The sequence below is a fragment of the Pseudoalteromonas rhizosphaerae genome (genome assembly GCF_902498845.1).
Lineage (GTDB): Bacteria > Pseudomonadota > Gammaproteobacteria > Enterobacterales > Alteromonadaceae > Pseudoalteromonas > Pseudoalteromonas rhizosphaerae.
The window spans coordinates 11,745-36,800 of record NZ_CABVLM010000006.1 but is presented as its reverse complement, the minus strand read 5'-3'; the positions used below and the strand labels follow the sequence as shown (position 1 = coordinate 36,800).

The following is a 25,056-nucleotide window of genomic DNA, read 5'->3' as shown; positions in this document are numbered from 1 at the left end:
ATTTAGCTCAAAGAGTGTTTATATCATTTATATCAAGTTGGCTAATAAATACGGCAATATAATTAACAGCATCAATATAAAGTGCTTGGTCAATATTACTTAGTAGGTCGGAACTTTTATGATGGTGGGGGTCATGACCCATACCAAAGTAAATATAAGCAATTCCGGCTTTAGCAAACGCATAATGGTCGCTTGCTCGGCGCCAATCAATACTATCTCCGAGGGTCATTCTGTTCATTGTGGTTGATGAACTAGCTACTTTTATCTTTAAATTATGCTCAGGCACCTGCTGTAGTTGTGCTTGTAAAGCACTGCGTTGTGCATGTGAGACAAAGGCATATAAGATTTTTTTTGGCGGCTTTACTGCTAACATATCCAAATTAATATTTAGCACGGTTACGCTGTCGTCGATTTGCAATTGACTAACAAAATATTCAGCTCCATGTAAACCATTTTCCTCTGCGTCAGTAGCAACAAAACTAAGTTGGAAAGGCAGATTTGTGTGTGCGAAGCGTTGCGCTAGGAATAACAAGGCACTGACGCCACTGGCATTATCGTTTGCGCCTGCATATAAAGTGTTACCACGCATACCTAAGTGATCATAATGAGCGGTAATTACCAAATGAGTCTTGACTAAGTGCGGTGGTTTTAAAGTCGCAACTACATTTTGCCCCGTTGCTTTTGAAGACCAGCCATGGCTGTAACTAAACGGCTGTAATTGTGTATTGTAACCGAGCGTTTGCAGTCGCGTACTAATGTATTGGGCACTGGTATGCGCGCCGTCGGTATTGGTTTTTCTACCGCTTAGAGCCGTAGAGCTTAGATGCCTCAGATCATCAATCAGCTGTTGCTGCGCGCTGCTATTACTTTGGCACAATGTTGAAAAGCTGAGGCTCAATAGCAAAATAAAATAGTTAATGATTAATTACTCGCGCGGTCATGTCACTTAGTGCCTGTAATTTATTTTGATAACGTTGCTTATCATGGTCAAAATCGGCATGTTTATTAGCCAAACGTAATTGGCGATACGCTTGCTTAAAATCACCTAACTGATAATACGTGCGGGCAAGACCAAAGTAGCTATCATGAATATTATCATCAATTCTTTTTGCTTTATTGAAATGCTTGATGGCATCTTGATAGTTTTGTTCAAGGTATGCGTTATTTCCTAATGACACATGATAATACGGATTACTTTGGCGCTTCAAATCAAGTTTAGATAAAATCTTGTCGGCCAGTTCAGGACGGTCGGTGAGTTGATACAGTAAAGCTAAGTTGCCCAGTGCTGTATTGTTGTCGTTATTAAGCAGCAAAGCATAATTATAGGCTAATTCGGCGTTATCATACTGAGAATCAAGGCGAAGTAATACGGCTAAGTTACCCCATGCAGCAGAGTAATATTTATCTGCTTTTGTTGCCGCTAAAAAGTAGCTATAGGCTAAATCATAATTTTGATTGAGCATTGCCGCTGCCCCTTTATTGTTATAAAACATCGCGGTAATTCGTTGTTTGCTGATGGGGGTCGTCTGAAATTTCTCGCCTCGCGAGTTCGGATCAAAATCAATCACTAATGAGGTTTTTGCGTCATACACATAAGTCACATTAGTGTTGTTGTTACGATGCTGTGTGACGATCAAATTAATATGCCCAGTCAATAAGTTATAGCCTTTATTTAGCGCCCAATACTCAGGAATATGAACCGTTTGAAATTGCCCCTGCATGCCTAAATATTCCGCGATACTATAGGCCAAAATCGATAATGATAAACAGTTAGCATTTAAATCTCGGTAGGCTTGATTGGCGGTTAGGGTAGCCCCTGCTTGATATAGTAAGGATGCATCGCCATTTTCTAACAAAAAGTTTAGTAATTTTCGAGTTGTGTTTAAATTGCGTTTAGTACTTGGAAAGGCTGCATCGAGTTGTTGTGTTATTGTATCGCTTAAGGTAAAAATCTGTTCACTACTTTCTACCGGGTAAAGCGTGAAAGATTGGTTTTCAGTCACTGGTGGCGGGATGAGTATTGGTTGATTACTCACAATGGTACAGGCAGAGATACTAAAAAGCAGCACAATGACTGCTAGCTTATAAAGCTGCGTTAATATTGTCATAATCATACCCCAACTAATTACTGACTTATTAAGTTTAGTCTGTTTTTTAGTCGGGGTAGATGTTAAATGTTACAAACTGTGTCAGCGCTTTTCAAAGGTGGCGACTAAACTTGCTAAGGTTTGTGCGCTGGTTGCAAGTCCTTTGATCGCCTGCTCGGTATCAATTTGTTCTCGCATTGCCATATCGCTGATCTCACTAATTTGTTCAATATTGCGGCCGACGTCAGCAACCACGCTACTTTGCTCCTCAGTAGCTGTAGCAATCAAGGTTGCCATATCATTAATTTCATTAGCGGTATTGGTAATGGCATCAAGCAACTGCACAGAGCTTTGCATTGTTGCTATGCTGTGTTGAGCTTTATCTTTGGACTGGGCAATATGTTCAACCACATTGGTAGCTGTTTTCGCGAGCTCTTCAATCATTGATTGAATTTCAGTCGTTGATTGTGACGTACGGTTGGCTAAGGCTCGTACTTCATCCGCAACCACGGCAAAGCCGCGGCCATGTTCACCAGCACGTGCTGATTCAATTGCTGCATTTAGTGCTAATAAATTGGTTTGCTCTGAAATACCACGAATAGAGTCAACAATACTGGCAATAGTCTGGGTTTTATTGGCAAGCTCAGTCACTTGTCCCGCAATTGTGTCAATATCACTGGCTAATGCGGTAATACTCTGTTGGCTTTGCACTACTTGCTGGTGGCTCTGTAATGTATTCGCTTTACTATCTTCGGTCAGTTTTGCGGCAGTTGCGGCGCTGTGGGCAATTTCTTGCACTGTCGCGCCCATTTCGTTGATTGCTGCTGCAACAGAGATAGTCTGCTCTTTTTGGTTGTCCATTGCCTGTGAGTTATGCTTGGCTTGAGTAAATACCTGATCTGAGCTTTGACGAATTTTTAAACTTTCGTGGGAGACTTGCGCAATGGCGGTTTCAATTTTATCAATGAATTGGTTAAAACCATTCGTTAATGCTGATAGCTCAGGCTGGTCACTGTGAGGTAAACGGTAAGCTAGATTGGCATCACCAGATCCTAAACGAGTAAATAACTCTGCCATTTTTGATAGCGGTGAAGCTAACGAACGAGCCAGTAAAAAACTAACGATACATGCCAACAGCGCAATTGCGATAGCAAAACTTAAAATTTGCCATTGTAAAGTGGTGATCCCGGCAAACACTTCTGCTTTTGGTACTTGTGCAACCACATAGAGTTGAGTGTTTTTAATCGGACTCGCCGCTAGGAAAAAAGTGTCGCCATTGAGTTCGACTTCTTGCAAGTTAAATTCATTGCTTGTTAATAATTGACCACTTACTTGATGACCATACAAGCTATCTAGATTTGTTTTTTCTACTTTATTAACGTCTTGATGGAGTTTAATTACGCCTTTATCGTCAGTGATAAATACAAAACCGGTTTGCTCGATAGTAAATTTATTTAGCAGTGCCTGCATATCATCAATACTTTTTGCCAGTCCAGTTAAGCCGATGCCATTGATCTGTTGATGATTTACAAACATTTTTGTGTCGCCATTAGGCTCTTGATATAAGCTAATAGAGTAAGCTTGATTGGCGTTTTTAAAATCAAAAAACCAGCCATCTTGCTGCCTATCTAATACTCTTAAAAAGCCATCTTGATTCCAGTACTGCGCGGTATCGCGATTTGCCCATGATGCGGTTGCTAAGCCGTATTGTTTTACCAGACGATTTAATTCTTTGATTAAAACTTCATCATTGTTATCACGACTATTTGCCCACGCGAGTATAAAATGATTACTTGATACTTGTTCGGCCGCACTAAGTAATTCATTTATTTCTAAGCTGATATAGTTATTAATTGCGTGTAGTTTACTGGGCAACTCAGATTGTATCATCCGTTGTTCGATAATGGTTTTGGCGGATAACAGCGCCGTAATGCCAATTAAGCTGGCAACTGACAGGGCAATAGCGATCCCTAAAATAGTGATCTTACGCGTGATACTAAGAGTTTTATACGACATTGTGGGTACTGAATTTACAAATTATGCGGGTATTTTAGCATGTTTTTTTCATGCAGTTCATCATCTATTAGAGTAAGTACTCAGTTTGTAATTTACTCTAAGATGTATTTTGACAAAGTAAATAAAATGAAAAAGCCCACTGCGTTTAGCATGTGGGCTTGGTTTCTAACAAGCGAAATTGTTACTTTCCAGGGTTAAACAATTTTCTTCATTGCTGACATGTAGCCACGCAATTTGGTACCAATGATTTCAACAGGGTGCTCACGCAGCGACTTGTTGATTGCAATTAGTGTTTGGTTATCAACATGATTACAGCGCTCGCCTAAGCCTCTACCAATCACATCAGTATCGATGTTTTGCATAAAGTCTTGTAACAGTGGCAAACATGCGTGATTGTATAAGTAGCAACCATACTCTGCAGTATCGGAGATCGTGCGGTTCATTTCGAATAATTTTTTACGCGCAATGGTATTGGCAATTAATGGCGTTTCATGTAGCGATTCATAATATGCTGACTCAGCGATAATACCTGCAGCAGTCATGGTCTCAAACGCTAATTCCACACCGGCTTTCACCATTGCAACCATCAAGATACCGTTATCAAAAAACTCTTGTTCGCTGATTTCAACATCACCTGCTGGGGTTTTTTCAAAATTTGTTTCAGCTGTTTCTGCACGCCATTTCAAAAGGTTTGCATCATCATTCGCCCAATCTTCCATCATTACACGAGAGAACGTGCCATCGATGATGTCGTCTTGGTGTTTATTGTAAAGCGGGCGCATGATTACTTTTAATTCTTCACTTAATTCAAACGCTTTTACTTTCGCTGGGTTTGATAAACGGTCAAGCATATTGGTAACGCCGCCGTATTTAAGTGCTTCAGTAACCACTTCCCAACCGTATTGAATTAGTTTTGATGCGTAACCGGCGTCTATACCTTTTTCGATCATCTTATCAAAACATAAGATTGAACCGGTTTGTAACATGCCGCAAAGAATTGTTTGCTCACCCATTAAGTCTGATTTTACTTCAGCAATAAATGAAGACTTTAAAACCCCTGCACGATGACCGCCAGTACCCGCTGCATACGCTTTTGCTTGTGCTAAGCCATGACCTTGAGGATCGTTCTCAGGGTGAACTGCAATCAGTGTTGGTACTCCAAAACCGCGCTTATATTCTTCACGAACTTCAGAGCCTGGGCACTTAGGTGCAACCATGATCACAGTGATATCATCACGTACTTGCATGCCTTCTTCAACAATGTTGAAGCCATGAGAATAAGCAAGCGTAGAGCCTTGTTTCATCATCGGCATGATTGCGTTTACAACCGCAGTATGCTGTTTATCAGGTGTTAGGTTTAACACAACATCAGCAGTAGGGATCAATTCTTCGTAAGTACCTACAGTAAAACCATTTTCTGACGCATTAAGAAATGATTGACGACGTTCGCTGATTGCAGAATCACGCAATGTGTAGGCAACATCTAAACCTGAATCTCGTAAGTTCAGTCCTTGGTTTAAACCTTGTGCACCACACCCAACAATAACAAGTTTTTTGCCTTTAAGTGCTTCAACACCATCGGCAAATTCAGCCGGATCCATAAATTCACATTGTGCTAGTTGTGCTAACTGCTCGCGTAAAGGAAGAGTATTAAAATAATTCGCCATTGTTAGTATCCTATAAATTTCGTATTTGTTAGATGCAAGCGCTTGCTGCCTTGCTTAAAGTCACCATAAGGAATTTTTACCCTTGCGTAAAATGATATATTTGCATTAAAGTATTTCAAAAAATGAAATACTTTAATTAATAACCGCTAACTATTGGGATCACTATGGACCATAAACGATTACATTATTTCCTGGCTCTTGCCAAAACCTTACATTTTGCCCGTGCCAGCGAGTTTTGCCACATAAGTGCTCCCACCTTAAGTCGTAATATTAAGCAGTTAGAGGATGAAGTGGGAGTCGCATTATTCAGTCGCGATAATCGCAGTGTAAAGCTAACAGCTGAAGGAGAATCGTTTATCGACTATGCAACGGCTACGTTAGCTAATTGGCAGCGTTTTCGAGCAAATGTACAAAATCCTGAGCAAACTATTTACGGTAAAGTGAGTATTTACTGTTCAGTAACGGCCTCTTATAGTTTTTTGCATCAACTATTAGAGCAACTGCGTTTGCAACATCAACATATAGAAATAAAGCTAAATACTGGCGACCCCGCAGTGGCAATTAACCGTGTGCTTGACGGACAAGAAGCCATGGCAATAGCCGCAAAGCCTGATAAATTACCGACGCAAATTGCATTTGCCAGTATTGGTTATTCATCCTTGGTATTTATCGCGCCACGTATTCCATCGTTGCTCACTGAAAAACTGGCCCAGTTTGGCGATAAGATAGATTGGTCTGAGCTTGAGTTTATAGTGCCAGAACAAGGTTTTACTCGCCAAAGATTAGAGCTGTGGTGGCGTAAGCACGGTATTAATGCAAAGATCTATGCGCAAGTAGCGGGGCATGAAGCTATGGTGTCAATGGTGAGTTTAGGGCTAGGCATTGCCATGGTGCCAAAAATTGTTTTAGATAATAGTCCATTAAAAGATCGCGTGCAGGTGATCAGTGACCAAAAAGAAGCTCCACCAGGGTTTGAGATTGGTTTGGCAGTATTACGTAAAGAGTTACCTGATGCCGCGTTAAATGCATTATGGGAAATTGCTCAATCACTGAAAAACGTTAATAGCTTAGCTTCTTAGCCGAGTCTAAATACGCAGATGTAAAGTTTATTTACCTTGAATCGTTCCATATGTATCAAAAGTGTGAATGATTGTAATCGTCTAGGGATTAGTTATTAATACCTTGCTATGATAACGATATTGGGTTGTCTCTTTTGGCATAAATAACAACAATGAAGTCGATAGTTAATATTCTTACTGCGCTTTGCATCTCTGTATGGCTTACAGTACCTTGTTTTGCACAGCCATCAGAAATTGAGCCTGTGCAGGATATAACAACAGGGCAGTGGCACTTGAGCCTTAACACGGGATTAGGAGTCATAACAAATCCATTAGCTGGTGGAGGTGATTTACCACTAGTGTTGATCCCAGATATAGCTTATTACGGTGAACAGTTCTTTTTTGACAATGGTCGCTTAGGCTATAGCCTAATACAAGACTCCCCACATACCTTTAATCTAGTCACTGAGTTTAATTCGGAAACTCGTTTTTTTGTTGATTGGCATCCAAGTAACATTTTTGCATTAAGATCAGATAGTTCATTTACGAGCAGTGAAAATGAACTTCAAATCCAACAACCTAGTCTAGATATCAGTGAGCTTGATAAGCGTAAATGGGCACTTGATGCTGGCCTGAGTTACCATTATAGCTATCAGCAGCATGTATTTTCCGTGCAGGCATTAGCTGATGTATCCGGAGTGTATGACGGGTGGCGAAGTGCACTGCAATGGCAAATGCACAAGAACATTGGTGAGTTACAGATTAAGCCGACTATTGGCATCTGGTATAAATCGGCAGCACTGAATACATATTTTTATGGCGTAACAGAAAAAGAGTCCCCAGTTCGTGCAATTGAGGTTGGCAGTAGTTGGCAGCCTTATGCTAAAATAGATGCCCGCTGGCCCTTAAATAGAGCCAACTCATTGCGTTTTCATCTGGCTTATTATGATTATTCCGCCTTAGCTGACGACAGTCCGCTGTTTGAACAAACGTATTCTCTGACTGCCTTTATAGGGTTTGATCATATTTTTTAATATGAAGTATTTACAATTTGGTGCGTGCGTCGTTTTTTTGTTGGTATGGCCAAAGTTAGCTGTCGCGAAAAAAGATATATTAACAGTTACTCCAAAAGTCTGTGTGGTTTCCGAACAACAAGACTTTTGCGATGTTGATGTAAAATTTGCTTTAAATATGCCCCATAAAATGGACGTATGTTTATACCACGAAGATCAACAACTGCAATGTTGGCAACAGGTTACCTTAGAAGAATTCAATCATAAAGCGCGTGTTCAGGTTGAAACCATATACTCCCTAGTCAATCCTCACACGGATGAATTACTGGCGACAACACGCATTGAAGTACAGAGCACTCGCGCTAAAATAACTCGGCGCCGATTACGTTCTCCGTGGAGCTTTTTTTAATCTTGGAGCTGCAAATGGCAAAGATCTTACTTGTAGAAGATGATTTAGGGTTACAGCAATTAACCCGTGACTATCTTGAAAATAATGGCCTTGAAGTTGCGGTGTTAGACCGTGGCGATGAAGTGTTTAGTTACCTTGAAAACAATCAGGTTGATTTGATGATCCTCGATGTAATGCTGCCGGGTAAAGATGGCTTTAGTGTTTGTCGTCAAGTGAGAGATAAATTTAGCTTACCAATATTAATGTTGACCGCCAAAGGTGAAGACTTTGATCAAGTCATTGGTTTGGAACTTGGTGCCGATGATTATGTTATTAAGCCAGCTGAGCCAAGAGTATTGCTTGCCCGTATTAATGCGCTATTACGCCGTGGCCAAGCATCAGTAAAAGCGCCAGAAGAATTACAATTTGGCGATTTATGTATTGATAAAACCAGCCGTATTGTTCGCTTAAAGAATAACGAAATCACCCTCACTTCCCATGAATTTGAATTACTGTGGCTATTAGCTTCAAATTCCGGTGAAGTACTAAGTCGTGAACATGTTCATCAACACATGATCGGTCGCCAATATGATGGATTAGACCGCACCGTAGATGTACGCGTATCGCGGATCCGTAAAAAATTAGGTGATAATAGCGATAAACCATACCGTATTAAAACCGTTTGGGGACAAGGCTACTTATTTGTCTCCGATGCATGGGGTATGTAATTATTAATGGGGAAACTATTCGCAAGTTTATATTTGTACATTATAGTTTCCTTGTTTTTAGTCAGTGGGGTAATTGAACAACTGTGGCCGTACGAAGATAGCCAACAACAAATTGCGCTCGATGACGAGTTTGGTCACTCTCTATGGTTATTAGCGCAAACCCCACAAGGGCTAACTAAAATAGCTTCGCGCTTTCAAAGTAAAATAGTACAAAAACAAGACCTAATGTTGCCCGCACAACAACAACAAGAACTTAAGCTACATAATTATATTTATCTATTTGATCAACAACAGCGAGCTATTTGGTATATCGCTGTTGATAATGAGCAATTATTGCAAGTGGGTCCAATTACCGTTTCTGCACCAGTATTCTCATCCGTTTGGCCTTATCTATTGTTATTGTGTGTCGTTGGGATCCCTGTTGGCTTATGGAGTTTTTTACTGTGGCGTGATTTTGCTAAGTTGCGGCTGGCCTGTGAAGCCGTTGGTGGTTCACAAGACTTTGAGCTGAGCGCCACCTCTAAATCATTCTTTTTACCAATTACCGACACCTTAAGTGCTATGCAGCAGCGTATTCAGCATTTACTAACTGCGCAACAAGAACTTACCTCGTCGGTCTCGCATGAGTTTAGAACGCCACTGGCACGTTTAAAATTTGCCTTGGCAATGCTTGAAGACAAAGTAGCTGACGAAAAAGCCTTTGAATATATCGATAACATGCAATTGGATATTGTGGAGTTAGAGTCGTTAGTTAAAGAAATGCTTGATTATGCTCGTCTTGATAGCCAACAACCTAATCTTACGGTGCAAACATGTAACTTAGTGCAGCTAGTAGAAAGTGTTGTCACTAAACTTGATTTTGCTACGCAAATAAAACTCAATATGCAATTACCAGCTTTATGCAGTTACACTTGTGACAGTCACTTTATCGCCCGCAGCATCCAAAACTTAGTAGGCAACGCGTTGAAATATGCTCGTCACGAAGTGCGAATTAGCTTAGTTGAAAATACTGGGCAGGTAATTTTATCTGTCGAAGACGATGGCCCTGGCATTGAACAATCACAATGGGATACAGTGTTTAAACCTTTTGCCCGACTTGATAAAAGCCGCGATAAAAAGACTGGAGGCTTTGGGCTTGGCTTAGCCATTGTGGCAAAAATAGTGTCTTGGCACCAAGGTAGCTGTGCAATATCGAATTCAGAATTAGGTGGCGCCAAATTTACAATCTATTTGCCTAAGTAACCTGAGTTCAGTGTAAGTAACTCCTTTTCTATTGTTATATCTGTTGCTCAATAGATATCCAAAAAAAAAGCGCCTAATAGGCGCTTTTCTGCGGTTAAAACCAAAATCAACAAGTAGCAAAAGAGTAGACTTCACTTTGCTGAGTAAGTTCCATTATTTATTACTTTTAATTTATTTATGCGTTTTTAAAAGCGGCATGAGCATCTGCTCCAAGCCATTGAGTTTCACTTCATACATCATCGCTAATTGAGCACCGAGTGTGCCGTGAGGAAATCCTTGCTGCTTAAACCAAACCAAGTATGGCTCAGGTAATAACAGCAAAGGGCGGCCTGCATATTTGCCAAATGGCATTTTTGTATTGATCGCTGTTTTTAAAAGCTCTGGATCCATGGTTAACTTAATTTGCTAAATTATGCGTGAAGTGTATTACAAAAGAGAGGGAGAAAATAGGCTGTGACGGGCAAGAAACAGCCTATTTAATGAGGGGAGTAGGCCCTCATAATTTACTAATGGATCTGATATTGATGCTTTTTGGTAAATCCAAGTTGTTTAAGTTTGTTTATAATTGACGGATCATCGATGCGGCTTGGTGTTTCGCTATCACGTAAGAAATGATTTTCCGGCACTTGATATATATCGAGCATTTTTTGAAATAACACTGCGCGCATTGCTAACGCTGTCATTCCATTTCTTTGTATTTCATCAAGGCGATTTTGAAGTTCAACCAGTTTTGGGTTATTTACATCATCCGCCACGGCCTGAAACTGTGTAGCAAACTTATTTTTCATCTAAAAACCTTATTTAATAGCAAAAGACAAAATGCCGATAAATACGTATACACAAACATGTGAAGGCTTTTTTTGTGCTAAAAATAGATACTTACGTATTATTCAACACATGCAGTGTACTCTTTTTTCATGGGTAAATGCTAATCTGGATGTAAAGCTTTGTAAATGCGCTTGACTCTTATTTGGGGACTTTTGTGAGGTTGTTTAGAACGGCTATATATAAGGATATGAAAATCAAATGAAAATAGTTCTCAGTACCTTTTGTGGTACTGAGAACCTTTCTATATTATGGAAATAATTTTTGTTTTACATGCTCAGCGAAGCCACTACCGGCCTCTAAATAGAAGTTATAAGTAGAGTCAACGCCCATATCTTCTAATTCTTTTTGCTGATCAGGATAGTTAGCAATGGCAGTAACTTGACCTTGGTAACCCGAAGCACGCAATTGCTCTAAAGCAAAAATGTTCTGCATATGTTTCGGCATCGCGAGCATGATCATCTCTACATGGGAGTGATTTACCCGTTGCCAAAAGTCTGGATCGGTTGCATCTGCCAAGAGTGCCTTACGACCTCGTGTAACATGCTTTTCGACCACTTCAGGTTTGATATCTATACCCGCTACAACGCCAGGATGAGTGATGTTAATTGTTTCATATGCACCGGTGCCAATACGACCCATACCAAAAATAACAATCTTGGTGTCATTTAAGTTCACAGGAAGTTCTTCTGCTAAGCGAGTAGGGCTCTCAAAACGCATGAGCCAAGCTTCGATTTTTACATAAATTTCGTTTGAACGTTTATTTAGTGGGGATGCAATGATAAAGGTCATTGATACTGCAATAGCCATAACAGCCAACCACTCAGAGGTGATTAACCCGCTACTGGCAGCAACCATACAGACTATCAAGCCAAATTCGCTGTAGTTAGCTAGACTAAAAGCACTTAATAAAGAAGTACGAGCGCGTAACTTAAAGGCATTCGTTAGTACATAATACAGGGCAACTTTGACTGGTAACACCAATACAATAATAAGCGCTATAAGTAATGAGTTGAGCGTCAGATCAGCACCTAAACCAATTGTTAAGAAAAACCCAACTAATAAAATTTCTTTTAGATTGAGTAGTGATTTTGCAAGCTCGCTGGCTTTTTTATGAGGAGCAAAGATCATACCGATGATCAACGCGCCTAAATCACCTTTCAAGCCTGCAAATTCGAATGCATGATAGCCAACGACAAGTGCAAAGAAAAAGCCAAACAAAGGTAGTAGCTCACCATGTTTAGAACGATTTAACACCCAAAACATGACTGGTCGTAACAATGGCAAGGCAACTAATAGCGCAAAAGCCCAACCGTTGGGGGTTTTACCTGTGCTGATGGCTAAAAAGATCACTGCAAAGATATCTTGCATAACCAAAATACCAATGGCTATTTTGCCGTGAAGGCTGGCCATTTCACCACGTTCTTCAAGTACTTTTACAGCAAAAACTGTGCTAGAAAAGCTAAAAGCAAAACCAACAAGTAACGCACTTTGCCAACTTAGGTCAGCAAATAATGGCAAAGAAAGTGCGCCTAAGAACAGCATCAAACTGCAAAAAATAGCGCTACTAATAATAATATGTAAAGAGGCTGGGGCCCAAACTTGTGGCTTAATAAGATGACTAACTTTTAGTTTTAGACCAATACTAAATAGTAATAACGTGATCCCTAAATTAGCAATCGTATTAAGTAGCTCAGTGGTTTTAAAGCCAGATAAGTTCAGTACAAAGCCTGCAATCAAAAAACCGATTAGCGGAGGAAGTTTAAGTTGGTACACGGCAAAGCCACACACAAATGCGACAGCAAAATATAATAGTTCCATAATTCTTAATATCACTTCATTTGGTTACTTAGTGTAGCGAAATATCAGCATTTTTGAAAATCATTCCTGCATATTATGCATATAAATTGTGCGCATAAGGATATACCTGCGTATGAAAAACACTCGTTTAGTTAGGTATTCTGGTAAAAACATAAAAAATAGTTATTTTTTCACTGACAGCAGCTTTTAAATATGGTTAAGATGCAGTAACAAAGGAATTTAAGCGTGATTCAGGTTTAGGTGAATTAAGCTTAAGGAGAAATAGATGTTTAAAAAAATTCTTGCATCAGTCGGTATTGGTGCAGCAACAGTAGATACCGTGCTTGAAACTGAGCATTTACAACCTGGGCAACTATTTAATGCCCAAATAGTGATCACCGCAGGGGATGTTAGCCAAGCAATAACAGGTCTTGATTTAGCATTAATGACGCGCGTAAAAGTGGAAGGTGAAGACGGTGCTTATTTTACCAATCATATTATTGATAAGTGGCGTATAACCGATATTGGTACAATTGAACCGGGTCAGCAAAAACACATTCCGTTTGAAGCGCGCTTACATTCAGAAACACCGATCACCGAAATCAACGCCGGTTATAACCAATCACATGTTTGGCTTGAAACAGGTTTAGATATTGATTTAGCACTTGATCCTACGGATAAAGATCATCTTCATATTTATCCAAATGATGCCGTAACTACTTTTATGCAAGCGATGGATAAACTGGGTTTTAGCTTGGTGAAAGCGGATGTTGAAAAGGGCTTCTTACGCGCTAGTACGTTTAACTCTGTCTCAGGTTGTTATCAAGAGCTGGAATATAAACCAAATAGCCGTAGCTTGTTCGGTATTAAAGAGATTGAACTATCGTTTGTGCCTGAAGCGCATAAAACTCATGTTTTAATTGAGCTTGATCGTGGTTTTCGTGGCGATGGTTATGTTGACCTGACGATTGAACATGACCACGTTAATCTTTCGCATTTATGTGATCAATTAGAACGTTTGCTTGCCTAGCTATCCAGAGCTCGGTTAGTTAGCTAAGCTTAGTAAATAGCCCAGCATTGACTGGGCTTTTTTATGTTAGGAGTTTTTATGCAATTAACAACAAAACCATTTTCTCAACTGTCTGCGCAGGTACTGTTTACTATCATGCGCACGCGGGTCGATGTATTTGTAGTCGAGCAGCAATGCCCATACCCTGAATTAGACGATATCGATTGCACTGCAACAACTCAGCACCTCTATTGTCTCCAGGCTGAACAATTAGCTGCATACGCACGTTGTTATGAGAAAAATGAGCAGTACAGCGCTATTGGTCGCGTGCTGGTTGAAAAATCACATAGGGGTAAGGGGTTGGCAGTGTTATTGGTTCAAGAGGCGATCCAGTGTTGCTTTACGCATTGGCCGAACAAGGATATATACATTGGCGCGCAAACCTATTTACTCGCGTTTTATCAGTCGCTGGGTTTTCAATGTATTGGCGAGCCTTATTTAGAAGATGGTATTGCACATCAAGATATGATTTTAAAAAACCGCTCAGTGTAAAGAGCGGTTTTTTGAGTTAGCCTAATAGTGAGCTGACAAACACTAAACCAATTGCAATTGGGCAAATGAATTTAATATACCATGGCCATATTTTCCAAAATAGGCTGGTAGCAACTTCTGGGCAGCCTTGTTGTATTTCGTTTAATAGTGAGTTGCGATACCAAATCCAGCCGACAAACAAGCAACACATTAAACCAAGAATAGGTTGACCAAATTTAGTTGTGAGCGCAATAACTAAACCAAACAGCGCATTAAAGTTCAGAACTATTGTAAAGCTCACCAATGCTATAATCGTTCCTATTAACCAAGTGGCTTTTACACGGCCAAGATCAAAGCGCTCTACCGCATATGAAACCGGTGCTTCAAGCATTGAAATAGACGATGTCAGTGCAGCTATACTCATCAATGCAAAAAAGGCAAAGCCAACGAATAAACCAATGGTGCCCATGCCATCAAAAAGAGCGGGTAATACTTGAAATACTAAAGTGTCTTCAGAAAGCAACTCTCCAGTAGCTGAGAATATTTCCACTCCTTGTGCCTGCGCAACGTACATCGCAGGGATAATTAGTAACCCGGCAACAAAAGCAATAAACACATCAATCAGGGTAACGTAGGCGCCAAGTGAGACTAAATTTTCTTTTTTACTAATGTAAGAGCCATAAATGATCATCACACTGGTGCCTAATGACAACGAAAAGAACGCTTGTCCCAGTGCACTAACAAGTAATTCAGGGTCTAAAATAGAGCTGAAATCAGGCACTAAGTAGGCTTTTAGGCCTGTCATAGCGCCTTCTTGCATCATCACATAAACAATCAGTGCAAATAAAATAGTCAGCAATGCGGGCATTAAGCGTTTTGACCATTTTTCAATGCCATTTTCTACTCCGCGGCTAATGATTGCGACAGTAAGAATAATAAATCCAGCAGTAAATATAAGGTTTCTAGAGAGTGACTGCTCACTCAACCAAGTTGAAGAGCTCTCACTGCCCACTAAAGTCGCAATGGGCTCTAGAGTGGCACTGATCATCCAACCGGCGACAATGGCATAAAAGCTGAGGATCAGTCCGGCACATATAATACCGCCAAAACCGACCACAAACGCAAAACGTTTTTGGAGCGGGTTATTTGAAATTTTCCGCAATGAACTAACCGCATTGGCTTGACCATGGCGACCAATTGTTAGCTCTGCCATCAGCGCTGGGTAAGCTAAACAAAATGCTAATACAAGGTAAGCAATTAAAAAGGCCGCGCCTCCATTGCTGGCTGTCTGTGTTGGGAAACCCCAGATATTACCAAGACCTACTGCAGATCCTGCTGCGGCCATAATGAATCCAAAACGGGAGCTAAACTCCCCTCTGACTGCGCTCATAATTATTTTTTCTTCTCTATATAGTGACGGCGCTGACAATCTACTGTAAATGTTAAAAAATAAAAAGCTCTTATTTTTAACTGCAGCCGTGAAGAATTAACGCCTGACTGTATTTACAAAACTTAGAATGCCAATGCTGTTAACATTTATAATTTAAGTTGTTGTTATATAATCATAATTAGGTTATTTATGATAATGTAAACTGTAACATAAAAGTTACAATTGTTCTGGGTTATGTATTTTAAGGGTAAAGCATGCACCCGCTAGCTGCTTACTGCGATTTACGCTTACACTGCCATGATGCCAATCAGCTACTTTAGCTACAATTGCAAGTCCTAGACCATAACTTTGATCGGCTCGATTGCGATGACTCTGTTCTTGAAAAAAAGGACTAAAAACTTTGTGCCAATTTTGCTCTTCGATACCTGGACCATCATCCTCAACAGTGATTATCAGTGTTTGCTCTTTCATTGATGCTGTGAGAATAATTTTCTGTTTGGCAAAGTCACAGGCATTGCTAAGCAGATTAGTGATTGCGCGTGCTAACCAGTGTAAATCTGCATAAATATGAGAATTATCATGACAGATAAGTTGTAAATCAAGTTGTTGCTGTACTAACTTAGGCTCTAGTTGTTGTATTAGGGTGCTTAGGTAGCTGTTTAACTCAGTGTGTGAGTAAGTCAATTGATTGGCTTTTTGCTCAAGCGTGGCAAATGCTAAATAACTTTTCAACATTGATTCCATTTGATCTAAATCGGCTTCCATACGATTTAGATAATGTTTTATTTTCTCTTCGCTATGACTATCTAGTGCCGCATCTAAGCCAAATCGTAGGCAGGCAATGGGGGTGCGGATATCATGAGATAAACTCGAGGCCATCAGTTTATTTTCATCGAGTAACTTTTCAATCTGGCTTGCCATACGGTTAAAAGTAAGCTCAACATCTTTAATATAAGTGAAATGTGATACCCTAATGCGGGCATGTAAGTCGCCACTGGCAAACTTTTTAGCTGCGTCATTAACCACGCCTAGTCGTTTAGCTAATGGCGCGATAATAAACCCCATAAACACACATAAACCAGCGTAAAATAATAAAGTAAGTAACATGTCGTTTTGTTGATCTTGTTCGTGGGGTTTTTCTAAACGTAATTTAAGATGAAAAGGCGCAAGCAAATCATTACTGTAGAGTAGGTAATACCCTTCTTGATCTTCTAAAATCAGTCCGCCTTCAGCATTGATCTCTTCCAGCAGTGATGGTGGCAGCGCTAAAGATTGCGTGGCGCGATAACTTAATCCCAACGAAAACTGTTGTGCAAGTAAGGCGGTGTAGTCTGCTCTTTGCATGAAGGGTTGGCTGGCAATTTGCTGGCTGAAGCCCATTAAAAGCTTACTTTGTAAGGCAAACTCATCCTGCGCTGTATGGGTTTGCTGACTAAAAGCATCAATTAACCAACCTAATATCACAATCGAGAGCAGGGCACTGGCTAATAAGGAAAGATAAAACTTTTTCATAGCGTTCGCCAGTATACCTTAGCGGCGATCACCAAGCGCTTGCGACGAGTAAATAGCCTCGCCCCCAAATTGTTTTAATTTTTTCAGGTTGCTGGGGATCATCATTAAATTTTTTACGCAGCGCAGAAATGAGCACATCGACACTGCGATCAAGGCCATCATATTCACGGCCCTTGGTTGCTTTGAATACAGCATCTCGCGACACAACTTGCCCTGCGTTACAGGCTAAATAATGCAGTAATAAGTACTCAGCGCTGGATACCCCTTGATCAATATCATTAATAAAAACATTGCGAGATTGTGTATCAATTTTTAAAGAGCCTACCTGAATAATGGTATCATCCGCTTGCGACTCCGAATTATCGTTATTGGCGCGCAGCGCCGCTTTGATCCGCGCTAGTAATGCACGCGGCCTGACCGGTTTCATTATATAATCACTGGCACCGACTTCAAGACCAATCACTTCGTCCATTTCTTCGTCTCGAGCGGTTAGCATAATAATAGGGCTTTGGTAAAATTGACGTAGTTCACGACAGACACTAATACCGTCTTGGCCGGGGAGCATAATGTCGAGTAAAATTAAGTCAGGCTTGAGCTCTTTTACATGACTGACAACTTGGTCGCCTCGCTCACAAATATGAGTTGTGTAGCCTTGCTCAGTTAAATACTCTGCCACCCACTGGGCTAAAGAGCCGTCATCTTCAACAAGTAATATTGTGCCGTAATTATTCATGCTTTATCTCGTTTTAAAAAAGCCGCCAGCGGCGTTTCTTTTGGCGATTTTGATACACCCATTGCAACTGTACTTGTGTTGATGCAATGATCTTACCGGTATCGCTGTTTATTAACTCAAATGAAATGCTTTCAACAGAATCAAAAGCATAATTTAACTTCCCGCTATTTTGTCTAAGCCAGCATTGCATAATATGCTTCGATGTTGCATCACGTAAACAGTAATTACCGATGCTAGTTTGTTGCCAGCTTAACTCAATATCAGCATAGCAGCTGCGTCCTTCTCGCAGTGCAACACAGGTATCGGGCAATGCAATTAAACTACTGTCGTGCGGTTCTTCGCCATCGGCCAATAACGGCTTTGTGTTAAGTAACAGTAATAAAATTACTGTGGTTTTAAAATACATAGCGCACGCCTACCATGGCTTTATGCTGATAATCCTGAGATACAATGGGACTGTTGGAAATTTCATTTGAAAACCAGGTAGATAGCCAGCCACCTAAAAATACCCAGTGTTGATTGAGTGGGTACTCGGCGTGGAATTCAAAAATCATACTCATTGCGGTGTCTGTTTGATAGACCGCACGAGTAGCGGTGGCTTCCTCTGTTGTAATGCCAAAATAGTAATTGGTGAAATCAGCTGAGTAAGCGCTGATACCAACACCGGTGCGAAACTCCCAGTTTTGCCATGGTAAAATATGACTAAAAAAGCTATTTACAACCCAGCCATTATGAGCACTGGAAATGTCATGTAAGTATTCAAAAGAGATTTGTGAGTTTTCAAAGCGGCGGGTAAGGCGTAAGCCAGTATCAAAGTCACTTTTTCGGCTTCGTATTCCTTTAAGTTCTGACACCACTCCACTGCTATAAAAGTCGAGTCCTGTTTCATCAAACCCAGCTTGCATATTAGTGCCAAGAATATCAAGATCCCAATCATACTTATTGATGATGCTATAACCAATAATAATGCCGCCACTGAGTTGGCTATGATCAATATCTAAATAAAAGCGTTCGTAAGAAATAGCAAGATTAATATCAAGTTCTAGGCCGTCACTGTAAGAATCCATTCCAACTAAATAAGAATCTTCAACATAATAGCCCGCACCCGCGCTCCAATCCCAAGCAAAGCCTGAGGTAGGCTCTAAGGTATTATCAGCATAATAGCGATTGCTGGCATTGCTAGAGGTGCTCCATAAACCCACACTGATCAGTAATAACAGTAGTTTCTGTAGAGTGTGTTGTTTACGTTGCATCCATGATCCAAATAAATTAAGCAGTTGTTAAGTGTATTATATTGTCAAAGAGTTCCTTTGATCTGTAAAAAATTGTAGCCAGTAGTCATTCTGCAGACATGAACTTAGTGTACTTTAATTTTATCGATCAAAATACTACTCAGATAATAGTGCATCATCGGTGTTAGAGCACTCACTTCAGTGCGATTACACGGTCCTTGAAGTTTAGTTAAACTGGTCATTTTAGAAATGGTTTTATAGCTTGGTATACTGATCTCTTGATTGGCACGGGCAAGACGTGCTTGCTCAGTATTTTGTTGATGGATAAAAGTGGCTACTTCAAGCTCATTACTGATCACTTGTTCATCACTGAAGCTGTAAATAAGTGGTTCGCGGTGGAAGCTTGCACTGTCGATTGAGGATTTTCCAAACCACACTACATCACCTGATGCACGATGGATCAGGCGCATGCTAACTTCTGCATTGATGGTTGAGCATTGTTGGATTGGATACAGTTGTGTTATTTGCGCAAATAAAGGATACGCTTTATTCGGTGGCTGTATTTGATATTCAGTATCTTCAATAAAGTTGAGCTCTAGCTGGTGTATAGCTAGGGTATAATCACTATTGCCTTGATCAACGACACGTAAGTTCATAGTCGTTAATGCATCAGTTATTTGTTTAAATAGGGTATCCGTGACACTTGCTTTATCGGCAATAACTTGCACAGTTTGGTTACGAGTAATTTTATGCGCTGGTAATTGTACTGATTTTACTTTCGGTGAAGCATGTTCGGTTTCATAGGCTACTTGATAGCTTTGGCTTTTTAATTGCGGTTTGAGTGGCATTTCTAAAGGCGCAGCAGGTGGCGGCGCAGTGACACAGGCCGTTGTAATGAAAGTAAAAAAAACTATTGATAAATAACGTATGAACACTTTAAAACCCTTTGAAAGCTCGATAATCGGAATATTGTACGTTAGTCTTAATAAAACTTCATGGTATTATAAGGCTAAGAATGTCTTAATCTAGATAAAAATAATAAAAAATGAAGCCTTTTGTGTCGTTAATCAACTCCTTTTTTTTCGTTATCACGTTAGTGTTATTTCAATCGCAGGTTCATGCCAGCGAGCAACAGTGGCAAGAATTTGTCAATGATTACACACAACATCTCGAACATAAATTAAAAAGCAAAGGGATCCCAGGGGCTGCGTTGTCGATAGTTAATGGCCCTGATGATACGCATATACAAGGGTTTGGGGTAACAAAGCTAAATAAGGGCTTAGCAGTCAATGCCCATACTCGGTTTCGCTTAGCATCGGTATCTAAAACGTTTGCAGGCTCACTCAGTGCAAAGTTAGCCAATGAGGGGAAGTTTTCTTTAGACGACCCTGTCAGTAAATTTATTCCAGCCTTCGCCAATACGGATTACAAAAATAATTTAAAAGTTTTTCACTTACTCAGTCACTCCAGCGGTTTAGTACCTAATGCGTATGATAACTTGATTGAATCAAGAATGAGTTACCCTGCTATAGTGCAAAAGTTGTTGAGTGTTGAACCTATTTGCCAGCCAGGGCAGTGCTATGGCTATCAAAATGTGATGTTTAGCTTAATTGCTGAAGTGATCAAAAGCAGTACTAAATTGGATTACTCTCGGTGGATGAGTGAATTTATATTTTCACCATTAAATATGAATGATGCAAGCCTGGGTTATACAGCGATGGTAACAGATGATAATTATGCTCATCCCCATGTAAGAGGGCGCAAACGCTGGCATACCGCAAAATTGAAAAAAAATTATTACAAGGTACTTCCCGCAGCCGGCGTTAATGCTAGTGCCAGTGATATGGCTATTTGGTTAAAAGCGCAGTTAGGATATTACCCAACGGTATTATCCAGTGCAGTGTTAGCCAGTCAAACTCGTCCTTATACGCATACAAAAAAAGAGTTACGGCGTCGAGTGTGGAAAAAGCACCTTAGCGAGGCCTATTATGGCTTAGGCTGGCGGGTTTACGAATATGATAATGAAACCATTTACTATCATAGCGGCTGGGTGCAAGGATATCGCAGTGACCTTGTAGTAATACCGCACTTAAACATAGGTTTCAGTCTGATCCTTAACGCCGAAACCGGTATCATTAATGAATTAACGACAGAGTTTATTGATCGTGTGTTGCTATTCAAACGCTCACAACAACTAGCAATGTATAAAGAGGAAGACAAATGAACTATATTTTAGCGAGCGTAATATTACTGTTTACTGCGAATTTAACAGCAGCACCGCAAAGTATTTTTTTGTTTCGCCATAGTGAAAAATTAACAGGCAACGATCCCCATCTTACGGATGCCGGCAAGCAACGGGCGCAGCAGTTAGTGAGTCTGCTTAGTAAAGTCCAGCCAACAGCAGTTTTTAGTACGGACTATAATCGCACTATCGAGACCGCAACTCCTATTGCTGAACATTTTAATATTACAATTCAAAGCTACGATCCTCGTGACTTAGCCGCATTTAAACACACTGTTTTAGCGCAAGATGGCGTAGTGGTGATTGTAGGCCATAGTAATACCACGCCAGAGTTGGCAAAATTAATAGCACAAATAGATGTTGAAAAGATGCCTGAAACTGAATTTAACCGCTATTTTATCTTACAAAGCGAAGCGCAAGGTTATCAGTTGAGTGATATGAAGATGAATTTTTGAGTAATGTAATATATTTATTTACAATTTATTGCAGTTGCGTCGCAGATATAAAAAAACCAGCAATTGCTGGTTTTTTTATATCGGAATAGAAAATTAATTACGTGGTAATTGGATCTTCTTTTCTTCGCTTTGGCGATAAAGCACAAGGGTGTGGCCGATTGACTGTAATTTCTCAGCACCGGTTTCACGAATAATAGCTTCAAAAATCAGTGCTTTAGTCTCACGATCATCAGTAGGTACTTTTACTTTAATAAGTTCGTGGATTTCTAGAGCGCTTTGAATTTCAACTAATACACCTTCAGTTAAACCGTTAGAACCAAGAAGTACAACGGGTTTTAGAGAGTGTGCTTGACCTTTTAAAAACTGCTTTTGTTTGTTCGATAATTTCATGTTGTTACAAATTTTGCTGAATATGGCTTGAATTAAGGGTATTCTAACGCCATCTAGAGAATATTACTAATTAGTTGCGTGTTAATTTATGACGAATAAGAAACTTTCGGCCAGTTCACAGCGATGGTTGAAGGAACATTTTGATGATCCTTATGTTCACGAGGCACAAAAGAAAGGTTGGCGCTCTCGTGCGATTTTTAAACTCGACGAGATCCAAAATAAAGATAAATTACTACGCCCAGCCATGACTGTTGTTGATTTGGGAGCTGCGCCGGGAAGCTGGTCACAGTATTTAGCAGAAAAAGTAGGTGATAAAGGGCAAGTGATCGCTTGTGATATATTACCTATGGATTCATTGGCCGGCGTTGATTTTTTGCAAGGAGATTTCCGAGAAGAAGCTGTTTTAGATGCGTTATTAAATCGCATTAATGGTAAAAATGTTGATGTGGTGCTCTCTGATATGGCACCAAACATGAGTGGTAATAGCTCCGTTGACCAAGCTGGAAGCATGTATTTAGTGGAATTAGCATTAGATATGTGTAGCCAAGTTTTAAAGAAAAATGGTGCATTTGTTGTTAAAGTATTCCAAGGTGAAGGCTTTGATGAATTCTTAAAAACAGTGCGTGATAGCTTTAAAACTGTAAAAATCCGTAAACCCGACGCCTCACGTGCGCGATCACGTGAAGTATATATAGTAGCGACAGGCTATAAACTGTAGTACAGTTGTCAGGCGTTTAGTTGAATTTAAATTAATTGGATACAAGAGGTTAACCCCTTGAGCGATATGGCGAAAAATCTAATACTCTGGCTGGTCATTGCAGTTGTGCTAATGTCAGTATTTCAGAGCTTTAATGGTGGCGATCAAACAGACCGTCAAACTAGTTACAGTCAATTTGTAAAAGATGCCCGAAGTGGCGCTATACAAGAAGTGGCAATCGAAAGTACCAGTGGCACAATTACTGGCACTAAAACCAATGGCGATCGCTTTCAAACGATCATGCCTATTTATGATAAAGACATTCTTAATGACTTATTAAAAAGTGATGTGAATGTAAAAGGTGTGAAGCCAGAAGAGCAATCATTCTTAGCGAGCATCTTAATTTCATGGTTCCCAATGTTATTACTAATTGGGGTATGGATTTTCTTCATGCGTCAAATGCAAGGCGGCGGTGGCAAAGGTGCTATGTCGTTTGGCAAGAGTAAAGCACGCTTAATGAGTGAAGACCAAATTAAAACCACCTTCGCAGATGTTGCCGGTTGTGATGAAGCTAAAGACGATTTAACAGAGCTTGTTGACTTCTTACGTGATCCATCTAAATTCCAAAAACTTGGCGGTAGTATTCCTAAAGGCGTATTAATGGTTGGTCCTCCAGGTACGGGTAAAACCTTGCTTGCTAAGGCCGTTGCTGGTGAAGCGAAAGTACCATTCTTTACGATTTCAGGTTCAGACTTTGTTGAGATGTTTGTTGGTGTGGGTGCTTCGCGTGTTCGTGATATGTTTGAACAAGCGAAAAAAGCAGCGCCATGTATCATCTTTATCGATGAAATTGATGCCGTAGGCCGTAAACGTGGCGCAGGTATGGGTGGTGGCCACGATGAGCGTGAGCAAACACTTAACCAAATGCTAGTAGAGATGGATGGCTTTGAAGGCAATGAAGGTATTATCGTTATTGCCGCGACTAACCGCCCAGATGTACTTGATCCAGCATTACTTCGTCCTGGTCGTTTTGACCGCCAAGTAGTGGTTGGCTTACCTGATATCCGTGGCCGTGAACAGATCCTTAAAGTACATATGCGAAAAGTGCCATTAGGCGATAACGTAGAAGCTTCTGTTATTGCGCGTGGTACACCGGGATTTTCTGGTGCTGATCTTGCAAACTTAGTCAATGAAGCGGCTCTATATGCTGCACGTGGTAATAAACGTGTTGTTAGCATGGCTGAATTTGATGCTGCTAAAGATAAAATCATGATGGGCGCAGAGCGCAAGACCATGGTGATGAGCGAGAAAGAAAAAGAAATGACTGCGTATCATGAAGCCGGACATGCAATTGTTGGCCGCATAGTACCAGAGCACGATCCTGTTTATAAAGTATCGATTATTCCACGTGGCCGTGCCCTTGGTGTAACGATGTATTTACCAGAGCAAGACCGTGTTAGTCACTCTAAAGAGCTATTGGAATCTATGATTTCAAGCTTATATGGTGGCCGAATTGCTGAAGCACTGATTTATGGTGAAGATAAAGTAACTACCGGTGCTAGTAACGATATTGAACGTGCTACTGACATTGCGCGCAAAATGGTTACACAGTGGGGCCTAAGTGAAAAATTAGGGCCATTACTATACGCTGAAGATCAAAATGAGATGTACATGGGTGGCGGCGGTGGTCGTGCCATGAGCATGTCGGATGAAACGGCAAAAGTAATTGATGCTGAAGTTCGTTTGTTCTCAGATCGCAACTATCAACGCGCTGAGCAAATCTTGAAAGATCATATTGATATTCTGCATTCAATGAAAGATGCATTAATGAAATATGAAACGATTGATGCTAAGCAAATTGATGATCTAATGGCACGTCAGCCTGTACGTGAACCACGTGATGCGCATGACCGCCGTGATACTGCTGATAAAAAACCAGCAGTTGAAGAGAGCAAAGCAGAGCCAGTTGCTGAAAAAGACGACAAGCCAGCTCAAAAAGATGAAACAAATCTTGATGATAAAGCTGAATAACAGTTAAAAT

Annotated in this window: 25 protein-coding genes; 11 read left to right on the top strand and 14 right to left on the bottom strand. The window is 40.4% G+C overall.

Annotated features, from left to right (window positions below; genetic code table 11):
- Positions 1 to 7 precede the first annotated feature (7 nt).
- From PSR9079_RS10610 to ilvC, 4 genes are all read right to left on the bottom strand, one after another.
- Positions 8 to 877: a M28 family peptidase gene (locus PSR9079_RS10610; protein ID WP_246175529.1), complete on the bottom strand. Its 870-nt coding sequence runs from the start codon at positions 875 to 877 to the stop codon at positions 8 to 10.
- Between the two features lie 37 nt (positions 878 to 914).
- Positions 915 to 2,108 carry a tetratricopeptide repeat protein gene (locus PSR9079_RS10605; RefSeq protein ID WP_149981448.1) on the bottom strand — a complete coding sequence of 398 codons (1,194 nt, stop codon included), beginning with the start codon at positions 2,106 to 2,108 and terminating at the stop codon, positions 915 to 917.
- An 81-nt stretch (positions 2,109 to 2,189) separates the two neighbouring features.
- Positions 2,190 to 4,103, bottom strand: a complete 1,914-nt coding sequence (locus tag PSR9079_RS10600) for a methyl-accepting chemotaxis protein (protein ID WP_149981447.1) — start codon at positions 4,101 to 4,103, stop codon at positions 2,190 to 2,192.
- Positions 4,104 to 4,297: 194 nt separating this feature from the next.
- Positions 4,298 to 5,770: a ketol-acid reductoisomerase gene (gene ilvC / locus PSR9079_RS10595; RefSeq protein WP_145239254.1), complete on the bottom strand. Its 1,473-nt coding sequence runs from the start codon at positions 5,768 to 5,770 to the stop codon at positions 4,298 to 4,300.
- A gap of 164 nt (positions 5,771 to 5,934) precedes the next feature.
- On the opposite strand from ilvC, the gene ilvY reads away from it, so the two are divergent.
- From ilvY to PSR9079_RS10570, 5 genes are all read left to right on the top strand, one after another.
- Positions 5,935 to 6,849, top strand: coding sequence for an HTH-type transcriptional activator IlvY (ilvY, locus tag PSR9079_RS10590; RefSeq protein WP_149981446.1), 915 nt, complete (start codon positions 5,935 to 5,937; stop codon positions 6,847 to 6,849).
- Positions 6,850 to 7,001: 152 nt separating this feature from the next.
- Positions 7,002 to 7,862, top strand: coding sequence for a MipA/OmpV family protein (locus PSR9079_RS10585; protein WP_149981445.1), 861 nt, complete (start codon positions 7,002 to 7,004; stop codon positions 7,860 to 7,862).
- Position 7,863: 1 nt separating this feature from the next.
- Positions 7,864 to 8,250: a DUF3019 domain-containing protein gene (locus PSR9079_RS10580; RefSeq protein WP_149981444.1), complete on the top strand. Its 387-nt coding sequence runs from the start codon at positions 7,864 to 7,866 to the stop codon at positions 8,248 to 8,250.
- A gap of 14 nt (positions 8,251 to 8,264) precedes the next feature.
- Entirely contained in the window at positions 8,265 to 8,957 is a 693-nt protein-coding gene (locus PSR9079_RS10575) for a response regulator (RefSeq protein ID WP_149981443.1), read from the top strand.
- Positions 8,958 to 8,963: 6 nt separating this feature from the next.
- The gene (locus PSR9079_RS10570; RefSeq protein WP_149981442.1) at positions 8,964 to 10,199 is read left to right on the top strand and encodes an ATP-binding protein; all 1,236 of its coding nucleotides are present in this window, start codon (positions 8,964 to 8,966) and stop codon (positions 10,197 to 10,199) included.
- A gap of 171 nt (positions 10,200 to 10,370) precedes the next feature.
- Here the strand turns inward: PSR9079_RS10570 and PSR9079_RS10565 are convergent, their stop codons facing one another.
- From PSR9079_RS10565 to PSR9079_RS10555, 3 genes are all read right to left on the bottom strand, one after another.
- A complete protein-coding gene (locus tag PSR9079_RS10565) occupies positions 10,371 to 10,589 on the bottom strand; it encodes a DUF3820 family protein (RefSeq protein WP_145239236.1) in 219 nt (72 codons plus the stop codon).
- 116 nt (positions 10,590 to 10,705) lie between these two features.
- Entirely contained in the window at positions 10,706 to 10,987 is a 282-nt protein-coding gene (locus tag PSR9079_RS10560) for a hypothetical protein (RefSeq protein WP_149981441.1), read from the bottom strand.
- 286 nt (positions 10,988 to 11,273) lie between these two features.
- Positions 11,274 to 12,845: a cation:proton antiporter family protein gene (locus PSR9079_RS10555; RefSeq protein WP_149981440.1), complete on the bottom strand. Its 1,572-nt coding sequence runs from the start codon at positions 12,843 to 12,845 to the stop codon at positions 11,274 to 11,276.
- Positions 12,846 to 13,110: 265 nt separating this feature from the next.
- On the opposite strand from PSR9079_RS10555, the gene PSR9079_RS10550 reads away from it, so the two are divergent.
- Positions 13,111 to 13,854 carry a sporulation protein gene (locus tag PSR9079_RS10550; RefSeq protein WP_149981439.1) on the top strand — a complete coding sequence of 248 codons (744 nt, stop codon included), beginning with the start codon at positions 13,111 to 13,113 and terminating at the stop codon, positions 13,852 to 13,854.
- Positions 13,855 to 13,932: 78 nt separating this feature from the next.
- Entirely contained in the window at positions 13,933 to 14,385 is a 453-nt protein-coding gene (locus tag PSR9079_RS10545; protein WP_149981438.1) for a GNAT family N-acetyltransferase, read from the top strand.
- Positions 14,386 to 14,401: 16 nt separating this feature from the next.
- Here the strand turns inward: PSR9079_RS10545 and PSR9079_RS10540 are convergent, their stop codons facing one another.
- From PSR9079_RS10540 to PSR9079_RS10515, 6 genes are all read right to left on the bottom strand, one after another.
- Positions 14,402 to 15,754, bottom strand: coding sequence for a sodium-dependent transporter (locus tag PSR9079_RS10540; RefSeq protein WP_149981437.1), 1,353 nt, complete (start codon positions 15,752 to 15,754; stop codon positions 14,402 to 14,404).
- 216 nt (positions 15,755 to 15,970) lie between these two features.
- The gene (locus tag PSR9079_RS10535) at positions 15,971 to 17,266 is read right to left on the bottom strand and encodes a sensor histidine kinase (protein ID WP_149981436.1); all 1,296 of its coding nucleotides are present in this window, start codon (positions 17,264 to 17,266) and stop codon (positions 15,971 to 15,973) included.
- 28 nt (positions 17,267 to 17,294) lie between these two features.
- Positions 17,295 to 17,999, bottom strand: coding sequence for a response regulator (locus tag PSR9079_RS10530; RefSeq protein ID WP_149981435.1), 705 nt, complete (start codon positions 17,997 to 17,999; stop codon positions 17,295 to 17,297).
- 13 nt (positions 18,000 to 18,012) lie between these two features.
- The gene (locus tag PSR9079_RS10525; RefSeq protein WP_149981434.1) at positions 18,013 to 18,405 is read right to left on the bottom strand and encodes a DUF3019 domain-containing protein; all 393 of its coding nucleotides are present in this window, start codon (positions 18,403 to 18,405) and stop codon (positions 18,013 to 18,015) included.
- Positions 18,395 to 19,252, bottom strand: a complete 858-nt coding sequence (locus tag PSR9079_RS10520) for a MipA/OmpV family protein (RefSeq protein WP_149981433.1) — start codon at positions 19,250 to 19,252, stop codon at positions 18,395 to 18,397. Before PSR9079_RS10520 ends, PSR9079_RS10525 begins: the two co-directional genes overlap by 11 nt.
- A gap of 104 nt (positions 19,253 to 19,356) precedes the next feature.
- Positions 19,357 to 20,160, bottom strand: coding sequence for a hypothetical protein (locus PSR9079_RS10515; RefSeq protein ID WP_149981783.1), 804 nt, complete (start codon positions 20,158 to 20,160; stop codon positions 19,357 to 19,359).
- Between the two features lie 128 nt (positions 20,161 to 20,288).
- Between PSR9079_RS10515 and PSR9079_RS10510 the strand changes: the two genes are divergently transcribed.
- Positions 20,289 to 21,455: a serine hydrolase domain-containing protein gene (locus tag PSR9079_RS10510; RefSeq protein WP_484297942.1), complete on the top strand. Its 1,167-nt coding sequence runs from the start codon at positions 20,289 to 20,291 to the stop codon at positions 21,453 to 21,455.
- Entirely contained in the window at positions 21,452 to 21,928 is a 477-nt protein-coding gene (locus tag PSR9079_RS10505; protein WP_149981431.1) for a SixA phosphatase family protein, read from the top strand. Before PSR9079_RS10510 ends, PSR9079_RS10505 begins: the two co-directional genes overlap by 4 nt.
- Positions 21,929 to 22,021: 93 nt before the next feature.
- Here the strand turns inward: PSR9079_RS10505 and yhbY are convergent, their stop codons facing one another.
- Positions 22,022 to 22,318: a ribosome assembly RNA-binding protein YhbY gene (gene yhbY, locus PSR9079_RS10500; RefSeq protein WP_016707974.1), complete on the bottom strand. Its 297-nt coding sequence runs from the start codon at positions 22,316 to 22,318 to the stop codon at positions 22,022 to 22,024.
- Between the two features lie 88 nt (positions 22,319 to 22,406).
- Between yhbY and rlmE the strand changes: the two genes are divergently transcribed.
- Positions 22,407 to 23,036, top strand: coding sequence for a 23S rRNA (uridine(2552)-2'-O)-methyltransferase RlmE (gene rlmE / locus PSR9079_RS10495; RefSeq protein ID WP_145239201.1), 630 nt, complete (start codon positions 22,407 to 22,409; stop codon positions 23,034 to 23,036).
- Between the two features lie 66 nt (positions 23,037 to 23,102).
- A complete protein-coding gene (ftsH, locus tag PSR9079_RS10490) occupies positions 23,103 to 25,046 on the top strand; it encodes an ATP-dependent zinc metalloprotease FtsH (protein ID WP_145239198.1) in 1,944 nt (647 codons plus the stop codon).
- The last annotated feature ends 10 nt before the right edge of the window (positions 25,047 to 25,056 follow it).

Bases quoted from the DNA above. Each gene is read 5' to 3' on its own strand.
- ilvY (WP_149981446.1), top strand. From the start codon at position 5,935: ATGGACCATAAACGATTACATTATTTCCTGGCTCTTGCCAAAACCTTA.
- PSR9079_RS10600 (WP_149981447.1), bottom strand. From the start codon at position 4,103: ATGTCGTATAAAACTCTTAGTATCACGCGTAAGATCACTATTTTAGGG.
- yhbY (WP_016707974.1), bottom strand. From the start codon at position 22,318: ATGAAATTATCGAACAAACAAAAGCAGTTTTTAAAAGGTCAAGCACAC.
- PSR9079_RS10545 (WP_149981438.1), top strand. From the start codon at position 13,933: ATGCAATTAACAACAAAACCATTTTCTCAACTGTCTGCGCAGGTACTG.
- ilvC (WP_145239254.1), bottom strand. From the start codon at position 5,770: ATGGCGAATTATTTTAATACTCTTCCTTTACGCGAGCAGTTAGCACAA.
- PSR9079_RS10555 (WP_149981440.1), bottom strand. From the start codon at position 12,845: ATGGAACTATTATATTTTGCTGTCGCATTTGTGTGTGGCTTTGCCGTG.
- PSR9079_RS10560 (WP_149981441.1), bottom strand. From the start codon at position 10,987: ATGAAAAATAAGTTTGCTACACAGTTTCAGGCCGTGGCGGATGATGTA.
- PSR9079_RS10580 (WP_149981444.1), top strand. From the start codon at position 7,864: ATGAAGTATTTACAATTTGGTGCGTGCGTCGTTTTTTTGTTGGTATGG.
- PSR9079_RS10520 (WP_149981433.1), bottom strand. From the start codon at position 19,252: ATGCAACGTAAACAACACACTCTACAGAAACTACTGTTATTACTGATC.
- PSR9079_RS10525 (WP_149981434.1), bottom strand. From the start codon at position 18,405: ATGTATTTTAAAACCACAGTAATTTTATTACTGTTACTTAACACAAAG.
- rlmE (WP_145239201.1), top strand. From the start codon at position 22,407: ATGACGAATAAGAAACTTTCGGCCAGTTCACAGCGATGGTTGAAGGAA.
- PSR9079_RS10535 (WP_149981436.1), bottom strand. From the start codon at position 17,266: ATGAAAAAGTTTTATCTTTCCTTATTAGCCAGTGCCCTGCTCTCGATT.
- PSR9079_RS10575 (WP_149981443.1), top strand. From the start codon at position 8,265: ATGGCAAAGATCTTACTTGTAGAAGATGATTTAGGGTTACAGCAATTA.
- PSR9079_RS10565 (WP_145239236.1), bottom strand. From the start codon at position 10,589: ATGGATCCAGAGCTTTTAAAAACAGCGATCAATACAAAAATGCCATTT.
- PSR9079_RS10540 (WP_149981437.1), bottom strand. From the start codon at position 15,754: ATGAGCGCAGTCAGAGGGGAGTTTAGCTCCCGTTTTGGATTCATTATG.
- PSR9079_RS10505 (WP_149981431.1), top strand. From the start codon at position 21,452: ATGAACTATATTTTAGCGAGCGTAATATTACTGTTTACTGCGAATTTA.
- ftsH (WP_145239198.1), top strand. From the start codon at position 23,103: ATGGCGAAAAATCTAATACTCTGGCTGGTCATTGCAGTTGTGCTAATG.
- PSR9079_RS10570 (WP_149981442.1), top strand. From the start codon at position 8,964: ATGGGGAAACTATTCGCAAGTTTATATTTGTACATTATAGTTTCCTTG.
- PSR9079_RS10530 (WP_149981435.1), bottom strand. From the start codon at position 17,999: ATGAATAATTACGGCACAATATTACTTGTTGAAGATGACGGCTCTTTA.
- PSR9079_RS10605 (WP_149981448.1), bottom strand. From the start codon at position 2,108: ATGACAATATTAACGCAGCTTTATAAGCTAGCAGTCATTGTGCTGCTT.
- PSR9079_RS10550 (WP_149981439.1), top strand. From the start codon at position 13,111: ATGTTTAAAAAAATTCTTGCATCAGTCGGTATTGGTGCAGCAACAGTA.
- PSR9079_RS10585 (WP_149981445.1), top strand. From the start codon at position 7,002: ATGAAGTCGATAGTTAATATTCTTACTGCGCTTTGCATCTCTGTATGG.